This window comes from Acinetobacter sp. GN11 (assembly GCF_054823985.1).
In genome coordinates, this window is sequence record NZ_JRVL01000057.1 from 1 (window position 1) to 16,932 (window position 16,932).

A 16,932-nucleotide genomic window follows, 5' to 3' on the forward strand; every position below is an offset into this window, starting at 1 on the left:
AATATTTGAAAAATTTGAACTAACAAGTAGCGAAAGGCGATTAATAAGAAATGAGTTTTATTGCATACCAAAACAAAATTACTGAAAGTAAACCCGAACATGTAGCTATATATGAACGCTATTGGAAACTACCTCATGAGGTTTTAAAAGAGCATAATTACCTTTATGGTCATTGGCAAAGAGATAGAAATGATCGGCAATTCAATGACAGAATTTATATCTATGCTGACGATGAACGTCATATCGGTTTGATATTGATACATAGGGGGGTTGCTGCGGGAGTAGAACATGCTCCAGCTGCCTATGTGTTCTATGCAGAAGATGAGCTCGTATTGTTACAAGTATCGGATATGATTAGTTATCCAATTGATATAGAAAAAAAAATATATGGCAGAAAAATTTATTTAACTCCTTTTGTAGTGCCACCTAAATTCATTGGTCGAGAGGATATTTTAATAGAGTTAATAAGAGAGGCCCTTTTAGCAAAATTAAAAAATCGCAACTCAATAAATCAGCAATTTGTAGACGTACAACTATTTTTAAATCATCCATTTGAACATTATGCTTGGTAACTTATTAAAAAAGAAATAAATCATGAAAACTTATAATGAAATAATTACAGAGCTTAGCAATGCTAATGCTTCAGGCTATATTTATAGTTTAAATGAACTGCATGATTTGGTGAGTCAAGCATCAGGAAGTTTGAGCGATAATACAACACTTACCTCCTATTATTCAGGCAGTGCTTTTTTAGACCAAGATGTAAGTACAGGACTATATCAAGAATCGATTAGTGTAAATTCTTATGGGGAAATTGGGCGAATTTCTCAGACAGATGTCTCTCGTTTGGCAGAAAATATAGCTTTTCTTGATGCTTTAGAAAACACTTTAAATTCTATGGGGGTTATTGATTCTGATCAATTTAATAAAGAAGGTACGGCAGCCTATGAGTTTTGGAATGGTTCTGGTGGCATTGACCCGAGTACAGGGGAATATGTACCAAGTATATGGAACACGATTTCAGAAGTGTATGCCAGAGATACCAAAGGAGATGTTCTAGCTTTAGTTCCCTTTGCTGATGATAACCGTATTTGGGCACAAACGGAATTACCAACATTATTGGATAATCCAAATGTAACCAGTATTAATGGTATACCAATAGATGAGTTGCGTACCAATATACAAAGTAATGGATATAGCCAGGTTTTCGAGGATATAAAAACACAGTCTGTGTTGATAATGTCTGAATTCCAATATGTTCGAGATACTAGCACGGGGCGTATTGCCGCTGTGGATACCGGTCAGGTTTTATCTAAATATTTTGGTGTGGAAGATGTCACGATAGACCCATTTATTACAATACAAAATCCCACTTATGAGATTCGGCCTCAATATGAAGCCTATGGATATTCAGAGATCTATAATTCTCAGTTAGGTTTAATTAGAGAAACTCATATACAAAATAGCCCTTATTTAACAGACATACAAAAATCACACTTTTTGGAGGTAGCAGGGAAAACTGGAGGGGTTTAGGACCAGCTTTAACGGTATTGGGATTAATTGCTTTAAGTTCTCAAGTCCAAGCAGCCGAAACGTCAGAACAAAAACAACAAATTATAGACGATTGGGTGGCTCATACCACGGCAGAGTGGATTGCAGGATCAATTGGTAGTGCGTTGGTGGTAGGAGGTGTGGCAGCATTTACAGCCATATCTGCACCTGTGACTTTAGGTTTAGCGATTGTGGGTGGAATAGTCGGTTCGATTATTGGTGGTGATACGGTTTATGACTATATTAAAAATGGCGTAAACGCTTTATTGGATGACATTAAAACGTGGTGGTTGTTATGGGAAAAATTACTCAGTGATACAGGAATGGGTAACTTTGAAGAAAGTGCTGATTTAGACTTGGTTCAAGAAATTGATAGAGGTGATTCACTTTCATCATATTTAAACCATGGTGGATTAGGCACCAGAGTCCCATCTAAAAGTTCACCGATTATGTTGGACCATATAGAAACAAACACACACGCAAGTACAGATACAGGGTTATCTGAAGGTGACCTTGCTAAAAATAACTTTGGTGCTGAAACTGTCCCAATAGTAGTGGAAAATAGAAATAATATTATATCTACTGATATTGGGGATAAAGTGATTGGTGGGGATACAGGTAACGATTATTTAGTTGGTGGGAGTGGTAATGATTATTTAAAGGGTGACTATGGCAATGACCATTTGGTCGGTGGACGTAGTAATGATTCTTTAAGGGGTAGCTATGGCAATGATCTACTAGAAGGTGGGGATGGAGAGGATCATTTATTTGGGGAGGATGGAGATGATACGCTTATTGGTGGGCGAGGGAGTGATGAGCTGGAGGGTGGCTCAGGTATAAATACTTATATCTTCAATAAAGGAGATGGTGTAGATGCGATTCGAAGTTATGATTTTTATGAAGGTAAATCTCAGTATATCGCTGAGACACATATTATTCTTGATGTTTTACCCGATGATATTTGGGTAAATGCATCGGCAGACTATGTTTTTTTAAGAATTAAAGATACAACTGATCAGCTTTATATCAAAGATCCATGGAATGCTAATATTGGTTTAAAAACTATAACTTTTGCAGATCAAACTGTCTGGACCATTACCGATATTTTAGCTCACCCCTTGTTAGGCACTGAAGATGATGACTATTTAGTTAATATGAATGCCTATGATGCAACAATCTATGGTCTTGCTGGAAATGATCATTTGTATGGTTCTATCGGTAATGACTATTTAGATGGCGGCACAGGTAATGATTATTTTGATGGCGGTATAGGTGATGATTATTTAGATGGTGGCAATGGAGTCAATACTTATGTTTTTAACCGTGGCTATGGTCATGACATAGTTTATTCTGCGGTTGGTGCAAACTCACTTCCAACAGAAACCTATATTTTAATGGATGTATTACCAAGCGATATTTCGGTTGAAATTTCATATACGAATGTTTTTGTTAGTATTGATGATACTGGCGATTTCTTGGAAATTCTTGGAGTATTTCAGGAGTCATCAGCTTTTAAAACGATTACTTTTGCAGATCAAACTGTATGGACTATTCAAGATTTACAGAATTCCGCTTCAATAGACAGTAATGAGGATGAATCATTAACAGATTTATTGAATGGTTTAGCTGACATAAATTCTAACTACGAAGAGTACGGTTATTTATTTGATGAGTTGTCAGATAACCAATCATTAGTTGAACAGCTTGAAGGGAACAATACGCAAGTGCTGACAGACTCTTTGGTATTAGAAGAAAGCTCTGATGTTGACTATCGACTTAATCTTTTAACAATTGAAGATATGCAAAAGTCTGATATTGATGTTGATAAATTATTGATAATTACCAATGCGAATAGTGATAGTGAAAATTCTCAAAATGTTAAAAATATTTTGACTCAAAAATATCAGTTTGATGAAGTTGATGATCAAATCGTATTTGATAACACTTCATTTTCAATGGTAAATAATATTAGTTTATGGAATACATCATTTAATCAACAGTTTATAGCCTAAATTTTTTATTATTCTCTTAAAAAACAACTTATTTATTTAAATCAATAAAAAAGCCTCATTACGAGGCTTTTTCTATAATAGTTACTTAATATTTGGATCGCCCTTTTTCAAGAAGAAGCGAATCGCTAATTTTTGTAGGAACGTCCCATAAGGAGGGTGGAAAAGCTGAGTCGGGAAAAACCGATGGCGGATAAATACAGTTTTTGCATGAGAAAGTTCACGGAAGCCTTCTTCACCATGATATGACCCCATGCCTGAGTTTCCGATACCGCCGAAAGGGGCATCATGGTTAACTACATGCCAACCCCAATCGTTGATGGTCACGCCACCTGAATGAGTTTCACGTAAAATACGATCACGTTCTACTGAGCTATGTGTAAAGAAGTAAAGTGCTAAAGGTCGTTCATCCGATTTCACATAGATGATTGCATCGTCTAAAGAATCATAAGCCACCACAGGTAAAATAGGACCAAAAAGCTCCTCTTTCATAATGCGCATATCTGGTGTGCAATTCAGCACAATCTGTACAGGCATTCTACGGCCTTGTTGGTCAAAGCTATACGTGTCGCAAGGAATAATGCGTGCACCTTTTTCTTGTGCATCGGTCAAAATATCTTGAATACGTTTTAAATGACGGTCATTGACAATGGATGTGTAATTTTCATTATTTTCAATGTTTTGACCAAACATTTGTATAAAGCTTGATTTTGCAGCACCTACAAATTCATCAATACTTTCTTTGGGAACCAACGCGTAGTCAGGCGCTACACAGATTTGACCACTATTTGTTGCTTTACCATGTGTAATGCGTTTTGCAGCATCGGCAAGCGGGTAGTTGCGGCTTACAATTGCAGGTGATTTACCACCTAATTCGAGTGTAACAGGAGTTAGATTTTCAGCTGCTGCTCGCATGACGACTTTGCCAATAGCTGGGGAGCCAGTAAAGACAATATGGTTAAATGGTAAAGAGGTAAATCTTGCTGGGTCTGTAATCTCTTCACCAAACACGGCTACTTCATCTTCATTAAAGACTTCAGCCAGCATGCGTCGAAGCATTGCATTGGTAGTAGGTGTAATTTCAGGGAGTTTAATCATGACTCGGTTGCCCGCAGCTAATGCGGCAATCAGTGGCCCAAGTGCTAAATAAACTGGAAAGTTCCAAGGAACAATTACACCAACCACGCCTTTAGGTTGGTATTGCACACTTAAACGATTTGATAAAAATAAAAGTTCCGTACGGCGTTTACTTGGGCGCATCCAGCGGCGTAAGTGATGAATTGCATGATCAGCCTCTAACACAGAGCCAAGTAAATCTAATAGTTTAGATTCATCCAGTGATCTTGAACTAAAGTCAGCATTAATCGCAGCAGCCAAAGCATCTTGATAACGAATAATTTGTTTCTTGAGCTGATGTAGTTTTGTGCGACGTGACTCAAGACTTGGGTAGGGATCTGCCTCAAAATTGGCACGTTGTTTGGAAAAAATAAGTTCCATATGTTCTGTGGCAGAGCCGCTATATTCTTTTAAAGTGGAGCTTTCCATTATTGTTCCTTCCATACTTTTGCTTATCATACTTTATGCTTGAAGCGTCGTATGGTCGATGTTAAATTGAGACAACAAGAGGTAGTTTAGTGCCATTATGCACGTCACTCTAGGAATGGTGTGAGTTAAATGCCTAAAAATCTTTATAAAAATGCAAATAGCGTTATTGAAGGAAATTATAATAATACATCCTTAGGTTCGAATACATATTTGCTAGGTTTGACCAGTCTATTTGATGAAATAGGCTTGCAAGGCCATTCAATGTCAGATGTTCTATCCGGTACAAATATTTCACCAGATGCGATGAATCAACCGTCTTTATATATTTCTCAACTTCAAAAAATCCAGTTATTTCAAAATATTCAACGTTTATCTCATGATCCGTTAATTGGATTACGTGCAGGACAAAAGCAGCGGCTGTCAGATTTTGGAGTGTATAGTTACGCGCTTTACTCTTCGCGTAATTTTAGACAAGCGGTAGAGCTTGGCATTCGACACATTAAGCTTGCAGGGCCTATTTTAAAGAAGTCTTTTTATATTCGAGATGATGTTGCCATTTTTGAAGGGCAGGACATTATTGCACTGGGTAAGCTTCTACCTTTAGTGTGCGAGTTTTGGTTTAGTTCCATGCAAACCTTAATTGAACGTGTGCTTGAAGGACCATTTCAAGCGAAGAAGCTTTTATTGCCATACCCAGCGCCTGACTATGCGGAAGAATATGAAAAAGTGTTTGATTGTCCTGTTCAGTTTGATGCTGGCGTAATGCAATGGCACTTTGAGTTAAAGTGGCTTGATGTGCCTTGCCCAAATGCTAACCCGATTACCGCTGATATGTGTAAGTCGTTTTGTGAGCGGATGTTAGGTACAGCTGAACTTGAAGAGCCTGAGTTGGTGAAAACGATTCGTTTGATCTTGTTAGAAGGAACAGGACTTTTCCCATCGGCCCAAGAAATGGCTGAGCGGTTGCATATTTCAAAACGTACTTTACATCGGCGGTTAGCGGGTTTTAATTTAACCTATCAAGAATTGTTAGATGAAACTCGGCGCCGTCTTGCGGATGAATATTTGCGAGAGACGACCTTATCTATAGATGAAATTGCCGAGAGAATTGGCTTTTCAGATACTTCTAATTTTAGAAAAGCCTATCGGCACTGGACAGGCATTTCACCGAATGAGTATCGAATACAGTACCTAAATTAGAATCAGGTTTGTCTACTACTTAAATTGAGAGAATAACTTTTTCTGCAAAAAAGGATTACAGAGCAAAATCGCAAATAAAATAATAAATATGCCGATCATACTAAACAGATCTGGTAATTCATGCCAAAAAACAAATCCCCAAATTCCTGCAAAAATAATGGCAATGTAATTCATTGGGCCAATTTGTCCTGCTGGCGCTAAGCTATAAGCATAAGACATAAATAGTTGGCTAATGTTTGCTAAAAGTCCTGCGGCAATCAGCAATGCGAGTTCGTGCCAAGTGAAAATACGCCAATGCCAGAACATTGGAATTGATGAAATTAAGCTACCAAAAATACAGAAGTAAAAAACAATACGCTCAGGCGGTTCTGTACTGGTTAAAGCTCTTACAGTTACAAAAGCCATCGCTGATAAAAAACATGCGCCTAAACCAATAAAGGACAATGCATTGAGTAGGCCTTGGTCAGGTTTAGCGACAAATAAAACCCCAACGAGTCCAATCACAGCAGCAAAAATCATAGACTTAGTGATTTTTTCTTTTAAGAAAAGCCATGCAATCAGTGGAATAAAGATAGGAGATGAATAACTAAAAACCATGGCATTTGATAGTTTTAAGTTCGCAATGGCATAGAAAAAACCATACATTGCAGCAAGACCCACTAGACTTCGCCAAGTGTGCATCCAGAGTTTATCGGTTTTAACGAAGTCTAAGCCCTGTTTAAACAGCATCGGAATAAAAATAAATAAACCCACTGCATTTCTAAAAAATACGACAGTTGCATTGTCCACCGTTTCTGAAGCAAAACGAATGCACACCCCCATAATGGAAAATAATAATGCCGATGTCATAAGACAAAGCAGTGCTTTTCCAAGTTGATTTGAGGGGAGGTTTGGAGCAGTCTGATTTTGCATATAGAAATGAGTTTTTGGTTTCGGTGTTATCTTAGCAGCGATGCAGGTATTGGATGAAATATCATTTGATAATGATTCAATAGTGATACTTAGTAAAATAAAAAAAGAGAGCTTATTTAAGCTCTCTTTTTAATTTTGAATACCCGTTATTTACAGCTAAAGTTTTCCGCTTTTTCACTATCACCCTGACCATTGTAACGAGCAATCAGTGGGTAAGGGCAAAGTGGACGGGTACGGTCTGGTGCCCAGTCTTGAGGAAGTTCAGTATTCACTTGACCACTTGGGTTACCTGCGCCGCGTGCAGTCGCAATGATTTTGTCAGGCACTTGTCCATATTCAACCCAGTTGACCAAAGCAGTCAAAGCGTCAAATTGGTCGGTCGCAATGCCATCACGGGTATGGTTCATGCCCGGAACTCTAAAGAAACGTGCAAATTCAGGTGCTGTACCTTTCGCATCATTTTTATAGTGTTGTAGTAGTTGATCGTACCAATTTTGAGTGTCATCTACAGAGAAAACGCCGTCTGCTGTGCCTTGTACCACAATCATTTTTCCACCGTGATTGCGGAGTTTATCCAGAGTGAGTTCATCGGGTGGCATCATGAATGACATCGAACTTTCTGTGTACACGTCATTAGTTGCCGATAGTTTTAGATAGTCGGTATCGAAATTAAAATTAAAGGCGAATTGTCTAGAATTCTGAGTCACAGTTGGGTCTGGCGGAACCTGAAAAAGAATACCGACTGCAACAGGGTCACGCGCTGTTCCCACCGAAGATTCGAATTTCCAACTTGCCCAGTTACTGCCGACTAAACCTGGGTCGAAAGGTTGGGTTGCATAGAGGGCTTGTCCAGCAGAGTTTACAGGGCCGCGGTAAATGTTGGCTAACACATCAATTTGTTCGGTACTTAGGCATGTACCATCTCTTGTGCTTGAGCAAACAGGTACATCTTTGTGAATATCAAAAGCCGTACGGCAAGCTTCGACATCTTGAACCAAGCCATCTGCAACACCGTCTAAGGCATCGCATCGATCTAAAATCGCTTTTGCTAATACTTTACGCTCTGAAAGGGTAAGAGCGGTACTTAGGTCATTTTCATCTGTTGCGACACGACGAAGCTGCTGCGCTGTGTAGAGTTGAGCCGCGGCTGCACGAGGTAAATGAAAACCCGGTGTACTTGCTAAAATTCCATCATATTGGTCGCCCAAACGAGTTGCAGCAATCATGGCATGACGCCCGCCGTTCGATGTGCCGCCTGCATATGAGCGGTCTGGTAATTTACCATATGCGGCTTTTATCAGGTTTTTTGCCATAGGCGTGAGTTTGGTAATCGCACCATAGCCGTAGTTAATTCTGGCTTGAGGGTCTAAACCAAACATTGGATTTTGTGAGGCATTATGTCCAGCATCGGAAGAAATAACAGCGAAACCATCATCTAGGGCATTGGTAAGTGGACCACCGCTGCCGACCTGACCCGTTGCAGGAATTAAATTACCATCGGTTCCACCATTGCCTTGATAGAGAAAACGGCCGTTCCAATCAACAGGTAAGCGCATTTCAAAACCAATTTGATAGGTTTGTCCATCGACAGGGCTTACCCGTTGGTCCATATAACCTTTGACCAAACAATGAGCGCCAATCGGTTTGTTGGCGACAGTCAATGTGCCTGCTTCTTGAAGGGTAGCTGAGCTAATGACCGTATTGTTGTATTGAAACCCAAGTAAGTCCGTACAGCTTCCAGTTAGTTTTGCACCTACAGCAGGCGACAACTGAGGTGGTTTTGTTGTTGAAGGAGCCTGTGTGTCATTATTATCATTTCCACAGCCTCCTAAAGCGCCAAGCATGGCTAGCACTAAAGCCGAGTGGGTCAAAATTCGTTTATTGTTGGTGTAATTCATTATTCATATCCTTATTGAATGAATGGTCGCAATTAATCTAAAACCAGAAAATTAGCTGTGCTTCGTGCAATCATTTTGTTGTTTTGCCAAGCTTCACTTTCGAGATTCAGTACGGTTTTGCCTTGTTTAATGAATCGGCATTTTGTAATGACTTCGCCCACAGCACAGGGTCTTAAAAAATCCATCGTTAAGTTAATGGTGGTGGCTGGTTTATGGTTATTGGCAAGAAATGCAAAAAGCCCCATCACGTCGTCAAGCATCGCGCAGATCATGCCACCTTCAACGGTACCGCGTGGATTGGTAAAGCTTTCTAGCGCCGTGTAGTGGATGGTGAGTTCAGTGTTTTTGTCATTCCAATGAATATTGTATCCACCCAAATGGTGATGAATGGGGGGTAAGTGTTCTAAAATTTTTTGATCCATAATGAAGGGTCCATCCTTTTGTAAGTGTTATAAAAATTATTATTTCAGGGTATAGGCATCATAAATAACTGCTTTGCCCAAACGCATTGCACTACCTACTGCAACGGTCTGGTTAAGCCATGCATATTTAGGTGAGCTGGTTTCAAACTGCATGGTAATTTTGAAATAGTAATTTTTCGGGTCGACATCTTTGCCTTGAGCAAGCTGTTTTAGTGTTTCTGCTGAGCCATGTCGGTAACCTTTGGTTTGAAGATAAATGAGTGCACCGTCATCGGTTTCTAACAAATATCGTGTATCAATAATTGCCAATCCTTTACTGTCGACAATTTGCCAATCTGCGCCATTATTTAAAATGCGGCCCTTAAGTGATTTGCCTTCAAATGTCCCACCTGTAATGGGAATAATTCGGCGTTTACCTGCGTCACTAGTAGTGCCTAATTCCCAAACCGGCGCATTTAAATCAACACTAAATTTTGCTAAAGGCTCAAGCTGAATGGGTGGTGGGCTATATTGCGTTTCGGCATGAGTCAGGGCAATCAGACTCATTCCGCAGAGTAGCGTTACAACTTTCTTCATGATGAATTTCCCGAAATAAAAAGAGGTTCTATATGTGACAGAACCTCTCGTTTTGAATTATTTAAATTTCCATGTGTAGTCGATGTTGATACGGGTTTCGTTTACAGGTTTGATGTTGGCAGTAGAGAGCATGTTGTTGTCATAAATGGCATAGCGTGCGCGTAGCCCTAGATTTTTTAACCAGCCACTTTGAACGGTGTAACCTAAATCAAAGTCTGTTTCGCGTTCTTTTAGATTGGTTCCACCTAAGTTGGGTGCATAAATATTGTGACCTGTAGTGTAACGAGTCATGAAACGTAAACCCGGCACATAATCTTTAAAGTCATATTCATAGCGGAAGCTATAGGCTTTCTCTTTTGGGTTTAAAAACTCACCTGGCCATGTGTCGATGAGAAGCCCAGTTTCACCTCCAGTCAAATACGGAAACGCGGTGTCGCCGTGATGTTGGAAGGTTCCAAAAATAAATTTATGGTTTTGATGTTTAAGTTCGAAATGCGCATGATAAAGATCATTATCGACTAAGCCTGCTTTTGCTTGTCCGTCATCTCGGCTACGGTAATAGCGTAATTGCGAGCTAAGATTAGTGGTGTCATTAATTTTATGTTGGTGTAGGGCACCGACCATGGTCTGGTTATAAAGATCATCAACATCCATGTAAAAAGCTGTGAGTTTGATTGTTGGATCAAGCTGATAGTTTCCACCTAAATAATAGAGACCATCAGTCTCAGCACTTTTAAATCGTCCATTCACCCCTGAAATTTTAATTTTTTCATAGTTGGTCGAATCACGATGATTCACTTTGTCGAGGTAGGCCGCTTGTAAGTCGAAGTCTTTAATATCTTTACTGGTGAGTGAAATTCCTCGATAGGTTTGAGGAAGTAAACGAGCAGGTGAAGCCACTAAAACTGGGTTCATTGGCATTAAGGTACCAATGCGTAGTTCAGTTTGGCTCATTTTGGCTTTTGCTGTGACTCCAATTTCGCCATAAGAGTCAGCAGGTTCATTGGTGCGCGTGTCTCTAGGTAAGTTTCCTGTACCGCCATGCTCTGCATCGGCATCAAGTTTAAAACCCGCCGTTGCAAGCACATCCAGCCCAAAACCGACAGTCCCTTCGGTATAACCTGAATTGGCTTTAAGAATAAAACCTTGTGTCCAGTCCTTGGCAGCAGGGTAAGCAGATTGCTCTTGGTAGTCGCGGTCAAAATAGAAATTTCGTGTGGTGAGTTCTACTGAACTGTTGTCAATAAAATTGCCAGCCCACACTGAACCAGAGAGCATGAGGGTAGAGTACATCCATAATTTCGACATAGCATTTCTTCCTGAAATAACATTTTTTTGTTTTAAACAAGGCATAGTTGTTGTGTCTGCCTTGTTTGGTTTTAAATCGAATTATTTTCCGAGCAGTTCTCGGGCCACGATTTCTTTCATAATTTCATTGGTTCCCCCATAAATTTTTTGTACCCGTGCATCCACAAAAAAGCGTGAAATCGGGTATTCCTGCATGTAGCCGTAGCCGCCAAAAAGCTGAAGTAATTGATCAATCACTTCACATTGAACATCTGTAATAAAGCATTTCAATGCGGCAACTTGAGTCACGTTTAACTGTTGTTGTTGATATAGCGCTGCACATTGATCTACAAAGGCTTGAGCAGCTTTTGCTTTGATTTGCGCGTTTGCGAGCACAAAGCGTGTGTTTTGCATTTGACTTAACGGTTGCCCGAAAGCTTTACGTTCCAAAACATAGTCTTTGGTCAGTTCGATGGCTCCTAAAATTGACCCCAAAGCCATCATTGAAATACTCAAACGTTCGCGAGGTAACTCTTGCATTAAATAGGCAAAGCCTTGTCCTTCTTCACCTAAACGCTGGGTTGCAGGAACATACACATCATCAAAAAACAGTTCGGCTGTATCTTGGGCATGTAGTCCGATTTTTTGTAAAGAGCGGCCTTTTTTAACGCCGTCTAAAGCGGCATCGACTAGTAAAATCGAAATACCTTTTGCTTTAGCTTGTGGATTGGTTTTAGCTACTAAAATAATTAGGTCTGCATGCAAACCATTTGAAATAAAGGTTTTTGAACCATTAATACGGTAGTGGTCATTTTCTAAAATGGCTTGAGTGCGTATGGCCTGTAAGTCCGAGCCTGCATTCGCCTCTGTCATCGCAATTGCGGTGACCACTTCACCTGTCACCATTTTGGGTAGCCAATAACGTTTTTGCTCTTCAGTTCCAATATTTTGCAGGTAAGGAGAGACCAGCTCATTTTGCCCACCAATGGCAACAGCTAAAGATGCAAAGCCAGCTTGAGCAGTTTCTTGAACCAGCATGAGCGAGTAATGAACAGGAGCACCATAACCCCCATATTCTTCGGGCACATCTACGCACAAAAAGCCATTTTCCCCAAGACGAAGCCATAGGTCACGCGGGATGAGGCCATCGTGTTCCCACTGTTCATAATACGGAGCAACCTGTTCTTTTAAGAACCTGCAGTAACTGTCCCGAAATAGTTCAAAATCTGTATCGTGTGGCATGTTGAACCTTTTTTTAGGCAAAAGTGAGGCTATGGCCCAAACCAAAGTTTGAGCTTCCTTTTTTAATTCAATTGCTTATTGCTTTAAGGTGGGTACCCGAATAATCAGCGGGTTTTCGACCTGTTTTTGATAAAGTTCATCAATTAAGGCAGCACGACGTTTAGTAATATTGCCTTGATTGAGATTACCTTTATCAGTGACTTCGCCTGCATCGAGCTGAGGTGGTTCAGTCATTAAATAAAGCATTGAGACTGTATTTGAACTGCCAGTTGCATCTTTATTAAAGGTCGTTAAAAATTGGCGGAACCATTGTTGGACTTTAGGATGCTGTAATATCTCTGTTGCAGAATGCTCACTAAGCTTAAGGCCTGAATATTGAGCACAAGCTTCTAATTTTGGAAAAATCAAAAAGCCAACCGCATTTAGGTTTGAACCTGTAATACAGACATCTTGAACCAGTAAATTACCTTGGATGAGCACTTTGTTGCGTATTGTGCCGACATTTACAAAAGTACCAGTGTTAAGTTTAAAGTCTTCGGCAATGCGTCCGTCGTACATGAGGCCTTTGGTTGGATCATTTACATCGACCAAACGAACAGCATCGCCAGTATGGAAAAAGCCTTCATCATCAAACACAGTGCTTTGCTGGTCTGCTTTTAAGCGCCAATATCCTTTCATGACATGTTTGCCACGAACACAAAACTCAAGTTTGTCACCACATGGAACCAGCTTAATTTCGCATCCCGGAGCAGGATAACCAATAAAGCCAGCCATCACGCGTGGACCTGTTGTAAAAGCACAAGATGGTGCAGTTTCAGTCATGCCCAATCCGCTCATAATGCGGATTTTTTCTCCGCAATGTTGCTGGGCAATTTTATCGAGTCTGTTCCAGCCAGCTTCTGAAAGCGCCGCACCTGCAAAGAATAAAATTTTAACTTTGGCAAAAAAGCGGTCTCTTAACTCTTCATCTTTCTCTAAAGCTTCGGTGAGTTCTTCCCAACCTTTTGGGACATTTAAATAAACGGTTGGAGAAATTTCTTTGAGGTTACGAATGGTTTCGTCAAATTTGCCTTCAACAGGTTTGCCATCATCAATATAAATCGTACCGCCGTTATAGAGCGCGATGCCTACATTGTGACTGCCGCCAAAGGTGTGGTGCCAAGATAGCCAGTCGAGTAGGACAGGTGGCGTTTCTTCAAACTCAGGGAAAGTCTGTAATAGCATTTGCTGATTAACACACAACATTAAATGCGTGGTCGGCACAGCTTTAGGGAGTTTGGTTGAACCTGAGGTAAATAGGAATTTGGCAATCTGGTTTTCATCAAGGGTTTGATAAAACTCTTGAACATTTGAAACAGGCGTATCTAACAGAGATTGAAAAGACGTGCAGATCTGATTGCCCACAAGACCCTTGTTGGTCACCACTTCAATGTCGGATGTAATACAAGCCTGAATCGCTTTGGCGAAGGCCTGACCATCGCTAGCGTAGACTAAGCCGGGTGTAAGCACTTCAAAAACATGTTTCAGTTTGCCAAAGTCTTGAGAAATCAGAGAGTAGGCTGGTGAAATTGCTGAAAAAGGCACACCTGCCAGCATAGCACCCATAGAGAGTGTTAAATGTTCGAGATCATTACCACTTAAAATAACCAGAGGTCTTTCTTGGCTTAACTTACGTTCATGTAATGCCTGAGCAATGTGCCATGCACGTTGTAAAACTTCTGCATAACTCAGTTTGACCCATTCACCTTGAGCATTGCGTTTTGCTGCAAAAATATGGTCTGGTTTGGTTTGTGCAAAATGAATTAACCGATCTGTCAGTTTTTGTGGATACGGTTTTAATTGCTCTTTTGGGCTGATATAGAGCGTGTCATCTTTATGGTGATAATGAATATCATGTTGCCCTAATTTTACGAACCGTTCGCGGTCTTGTGATTGAGTGGCATTCATTTGCATTTCTTTCACTCCATGGAAAGCGCATCACTGCGCTTTGTTTTTTGCATCATGCAATTTTTATTTAATATGTTGTTGCCCGCATTACCCTGACTAAATCGGGTAATGACGTGATTGGGTTTGAATGGTAATCCAGCGTAGTTCGGTAAATTCGGCAACAGAGACTTTACTACCAAAACGTCCGTAACCACTCGATTTTGTTCCACCAAATGGCATTTGAGCTTCATCATGTACGGTTGCGCCGTTAATGTGACAAATACCTGAATCAATTTGTTGAGCGACTTCTAATGCCTGTGAAATATTTTGGCTAAAGACTGCCGAAGAAAGACCGAACTCACTATCATTTGCCAGTGCTACGCCTTCTTCAACACTTGAAAAACGTTGTACAGTACATACAGGTCCAAATGATTCTTCGCGGTAAAGCAGCATGTCAGGTTTAATATTGAGCACCAGTGTCGGTTGCATGGTAGTGTCTTCAATATGAATGCCTAAAGGTAAGTCAGCACCTTTGTTTTGAGCATCTTCCAATAAATGCTGAATGCGGTTTGCAGCGCGGCGACTTTCTAAAACCCCCAAAGCATTTTCTTTTAAGGTCGGATTACCTGCCTGAATAGAGCGGGTTTTTTCAATCAGTTTTTCAATAAACTGGTCGGCAATTTTGTCTTGAACCAAAACACGTTCGGTCGACATACAAATTTGTCCCTGATTAAAGAATGCTCCAAAAGCGACTGCATTTACGGCTTCATTAATGTCAGCTTCATTTAAAACCACGACAGGCGCCTTACCACCCAATTCAAGTAAAACAGGTTTTAAATATTTAGCCGCAGTCTCGGCAATAATTTTTCCGACTTTGGTTGAACCCGTAAAATTAATACGCTTCACGGCTGGGTGAGAGACTAAACGCTCCACGATTTGTGGTGCATCTTCGGCTGCATGAGTAATCACATTCACCACACCTTCGCCAAGACCTGCTTCGTATAACACTTCGCCAATCAGACGATGTGTTGCTGGGCAAGCTTCAGATGCTTTTAATACAACGGTGTTGCCACAAGCCAAAGGCATGGCAAGCGCACGCGTTGCCAAAATGACAGGTGCATTCCAAGGTGCAATGCCAACAATCACACCACAAGGAACTCGCACACCCATCGCAAGATTGCCCGGTACATCTGACGGAATTAAGCTTCCGTCAATTTGTGTGGTCATTGCTGCTGCCTCACGTAACATGTTGGCAGCAAGGTGAACGTTAAACCCATACCATGTAGCAGTTGAACCCGTTTCTTGCATTCCAGTTTCAATGAATTGCTCAGTCTTTTGGTCCATTAAATCGGCTGCTTTTAACAAACGTAAGCGACGTTCGGTAGGCGAGAGTTTCGACCATACTTTAAAAGCTTGTTGTGCCGAGTCTATTGCACGATCAACATCTTCCAAAGTTGCAGCAGCAGCTTTAGTTGCCACTGATCCATCAATGGGACTAATACGCTCAAAAGTTGCCTGATTTGATGCATCAACAGATTGACCGTGAATAAGTAACTGTACATTTTGCATGGGTTGTGTCCTTACATTGCCATTAGAGAATCAAAAGTTAACCAGTACGTTTATAGCTCTGTAAACCCGGTTTAATTGATTTTTCATCTAAAAATTGTTTCAAACCTTCTTGGCGACCATTTTCTGTATCCCGGTGGATACATTGATCGAGTTTGGCATATAAGTAGTCTTCGTTCTGATCCCAAGTCAGTTCACGGCAACGCTTAAAGCCATTTTTAGCGGTACGAAGAACCACAGGGTTTTTCTCAAGTAAGCAATTTGCAAGCTCAGTCACTTCAGCTTTTAGCTGTTCAAGCGGTACGCTTTTATTCACAAGGCCCATAGTTTCGGCTTCTTTACCACTAAAGGTTTTACCTGTCATGATGTAGTACAAAGCTGCACGGTGACCAACAGTGTCTGCCATTGCTTTACTTACAAGGTTACCTGGTGGGATTCCCCAGTTAATTTCAGATAAACCGAAAGTTGCTTCATCTGCTGCAATTGCGAGGTCACAAGCTACTAAAGGTGAGAAACCGCCTCCAAAGCACCAGCCGTTGACCATAGCAATGGTTGGTTTTGAATACATGCGAAGAAGTTGCCACTGCCAACGGCATGAGTCGCGGCGGATACGCTCTTGATAAATTTCAGGCTGCGTATCGACTTCACGGAAATATTCCTTCAAGTCCATGCCTGCTGTCCAAGAATCACCTGCACCCGTCAACACAAGCACACGTGCATTTTGATCAAGTTCTATGGCTTCGAGTACATCAATCATTTCACGATTGAGTGTCGGGCTCATGGCATTTTTCTTTTCTG

General features: G+C 40.7%; 14 protein-coding genes. 4 read left to right on the forward strand and 10 right to left on the reverse strand.

Features of this window, described 5'->3' with window-relative positions; all coding sequences use genetic code 11:
• Nucleotides 1–50: 50 nt before the first annotated feature.
• Genes NL42_RS07395 through NL42_RS07405 form a run of 3 tightly spaced genes read left to right on the forward strand, consistent with a single transcriptional unit; the run spans nucleotide 51 to nucleotide 3,563 of the window.
• Nucleotides 51–572, forward strand: coding sequence for a hypothetical protein (locus NL42_RS07395; RefSeq protein WP_461312283.1), 522 nt, complete (start codon nucleotides 51–53; stop codon nucleotides 570–572).
• Between the two features lie 22 nt (nucleotides 573–594).
• Nucleotides 595–1,533 (forward strand): hypothetical protein, encoded by a 939-nt coding sequence (locus NL42_RS07400; RefSeq protein ID WP_461312284.1) that lies wholly within the window; start codon nucleotides 595–597, stop codon nucleotides 1,531–1,533.
• Between the two features lie 17 nt (nucleotides 1,534–1,550).
• The gene (locus tag NL42_RS07405; protein ID WP_461312285.1) at nucleotides 1,551–3,563 is read left to right on the forward strand and encodes a calcium-binding protein; all 2,013 of its coding nucleotides are present in this window, start codon (nucleotides 1,551–1,553) and stop codon (nucleotides 3,561–3,563) included.
• Nucleotides 3,564–3,644: 81 nt separating this feature from the next.
• Here NL42_RS07405 and NL42_RS07410 read toward each other — a convergent pair whose 3' ends face one another.
• Entirely contained in the window at nucleotides 3,645–5,105 is a 1,461-nt protein-coding gene (locus tag NL42_RS07410) for a coniferyl aldehyde dehydrogenase (RefSeq protein ID WP_461312286.1), read from the reverse strand.
• A gap of 129 nt (nucleotides 5,106–5,234) precedes the next feature.
• On the opposite strand from NL42_RS07410, the gene NL42_RS07415 reads away from it, so the two are divergent.
• The gene (locus NL42_RS07415) at nucleotides 5,235–6,305 is read left to right on the forward strand and encodes an AraC family transcriptional regulator (protein WP_461312287.1); all 1,071 of its coding nucleotides are present in this window, start codon (nucleotides 5,235–5,237) and stop codon (nucleotides 6,303–6,305) included.
• Between the two features lie 15 nt (nucleotides 6,306–6,320).
• On the opposite strand, the gene NL42_RS07420 is transcribed toward NL42_RS07415, so the two are convergent.
• From NL42_RS07420 to NL42_RS07460, 9 genes are all read right to left on the reverse strand, one after another.
• Nucleotides 6,321–7,217: a DMT family transporter gene (locus tag NL42_RS07420; RefSeq protein WP_461312288.1), complete on the reverse strand. Its 897-nt coding sequence runs from the start codon at nucleotides 7,215–7,217 to the stop codon at nucleotides 6,321–6,323.
• Nucleotides 7,218–7,363: 146 nt separating this feature from the next.
• Nucleotides 7,364–9,115: a tannase/feruloyl esterase family alpha/beta hydrolase gene (locus NL42_RS07425; protein ID WP_461312289.1), complete on the reverse strand. Its 1,752-nt coding sequence runs from the start codon at nucleotides 9,113–9,115 to the stop codon at nucleotides 7,364–7,366.
• A 32-nt stretch (nucleotides 9,116–9,147) separates the two neighbouring features.
• A complete protein-coding gene (locus NL42_RS07430; RefSeq protein ID WP_461312290.1) occupies nucleotides 9,148–9,537 on the reverse strand; it encodes a PaaI family thioesterase in 390 nt (129 codons plus the stop codon).
• A gap of 39 nt (nucleotides 9,538–9,576) precedes the next feature.
• Complete coding sequence (locus tag NL42_RS07435) at nucleotides 9,577–10,113, reverse strand: DUF3237 domain-containing protein (RefSeq protein WP_045434398.1); 537 nt, start codon at nucleotides 10,111–10,113, stop codon at nucleotides 9,577–9,579.
• 57 nt (nucleotides 10,114–10,170) lie between these two features.
• A complete protein-coding gene (locus NL42_RS07440; protein ID WP_013198532.1) occupies nucleotides 10,171–11,421 on the reverse strand; it encodes an OprD family porin in 1,251 nt (416 codons plus the stop codon).
• 81 nt (nucleotides 11,422–11,502) lie between these two features.
• Nucleotides 11,503–12,642: an acyl-CoA dehydrogenase family protein gene (locus NL42_RS07445; RefSeq protein ID WP_461312291.1), complete on the reverse strand. Its 1,140-nt coding sequence runs from the start codon at nucleotides 12,640–12,642 to the stop codon at nucleotides 11,503–11,505.
• Nucleotides 12,643–12,717: 75 nt separating this feature from the next.
• A complete protein-coding gene (locus NL42_RS07450) occupies nucleotides 12,718–14,604 on the reverse strand; it encodes a feruloyl-CoA synthase (protein ID WP_461312292.1) in 1,887 nt (628 codons plus the stop codon).
• Nucleotides 14,605–14,685: 81 nt separating this feature from the next.
• Entirely contained in the window at nucleotides 14,686–16,137 is a 1,452-nt protein-coding gene (locus NL42_RS07455) for an aldehyde dehydrogenase (RefSeq protein ID WP_461312293.1), read from the reverse strand.
• Nucleotides 16,138–16,174: 37 nt separating this feature from the next.
• Nucleotides 16,175–16,932 (reverse strand): p-hydroxycinnamoyl CoA hydratase/lyase (locus tag NL42_RS07460; RefSeq protein WP_461312294.1); only part of this gene is annotated, 758 nt, incomplete at its 5' end.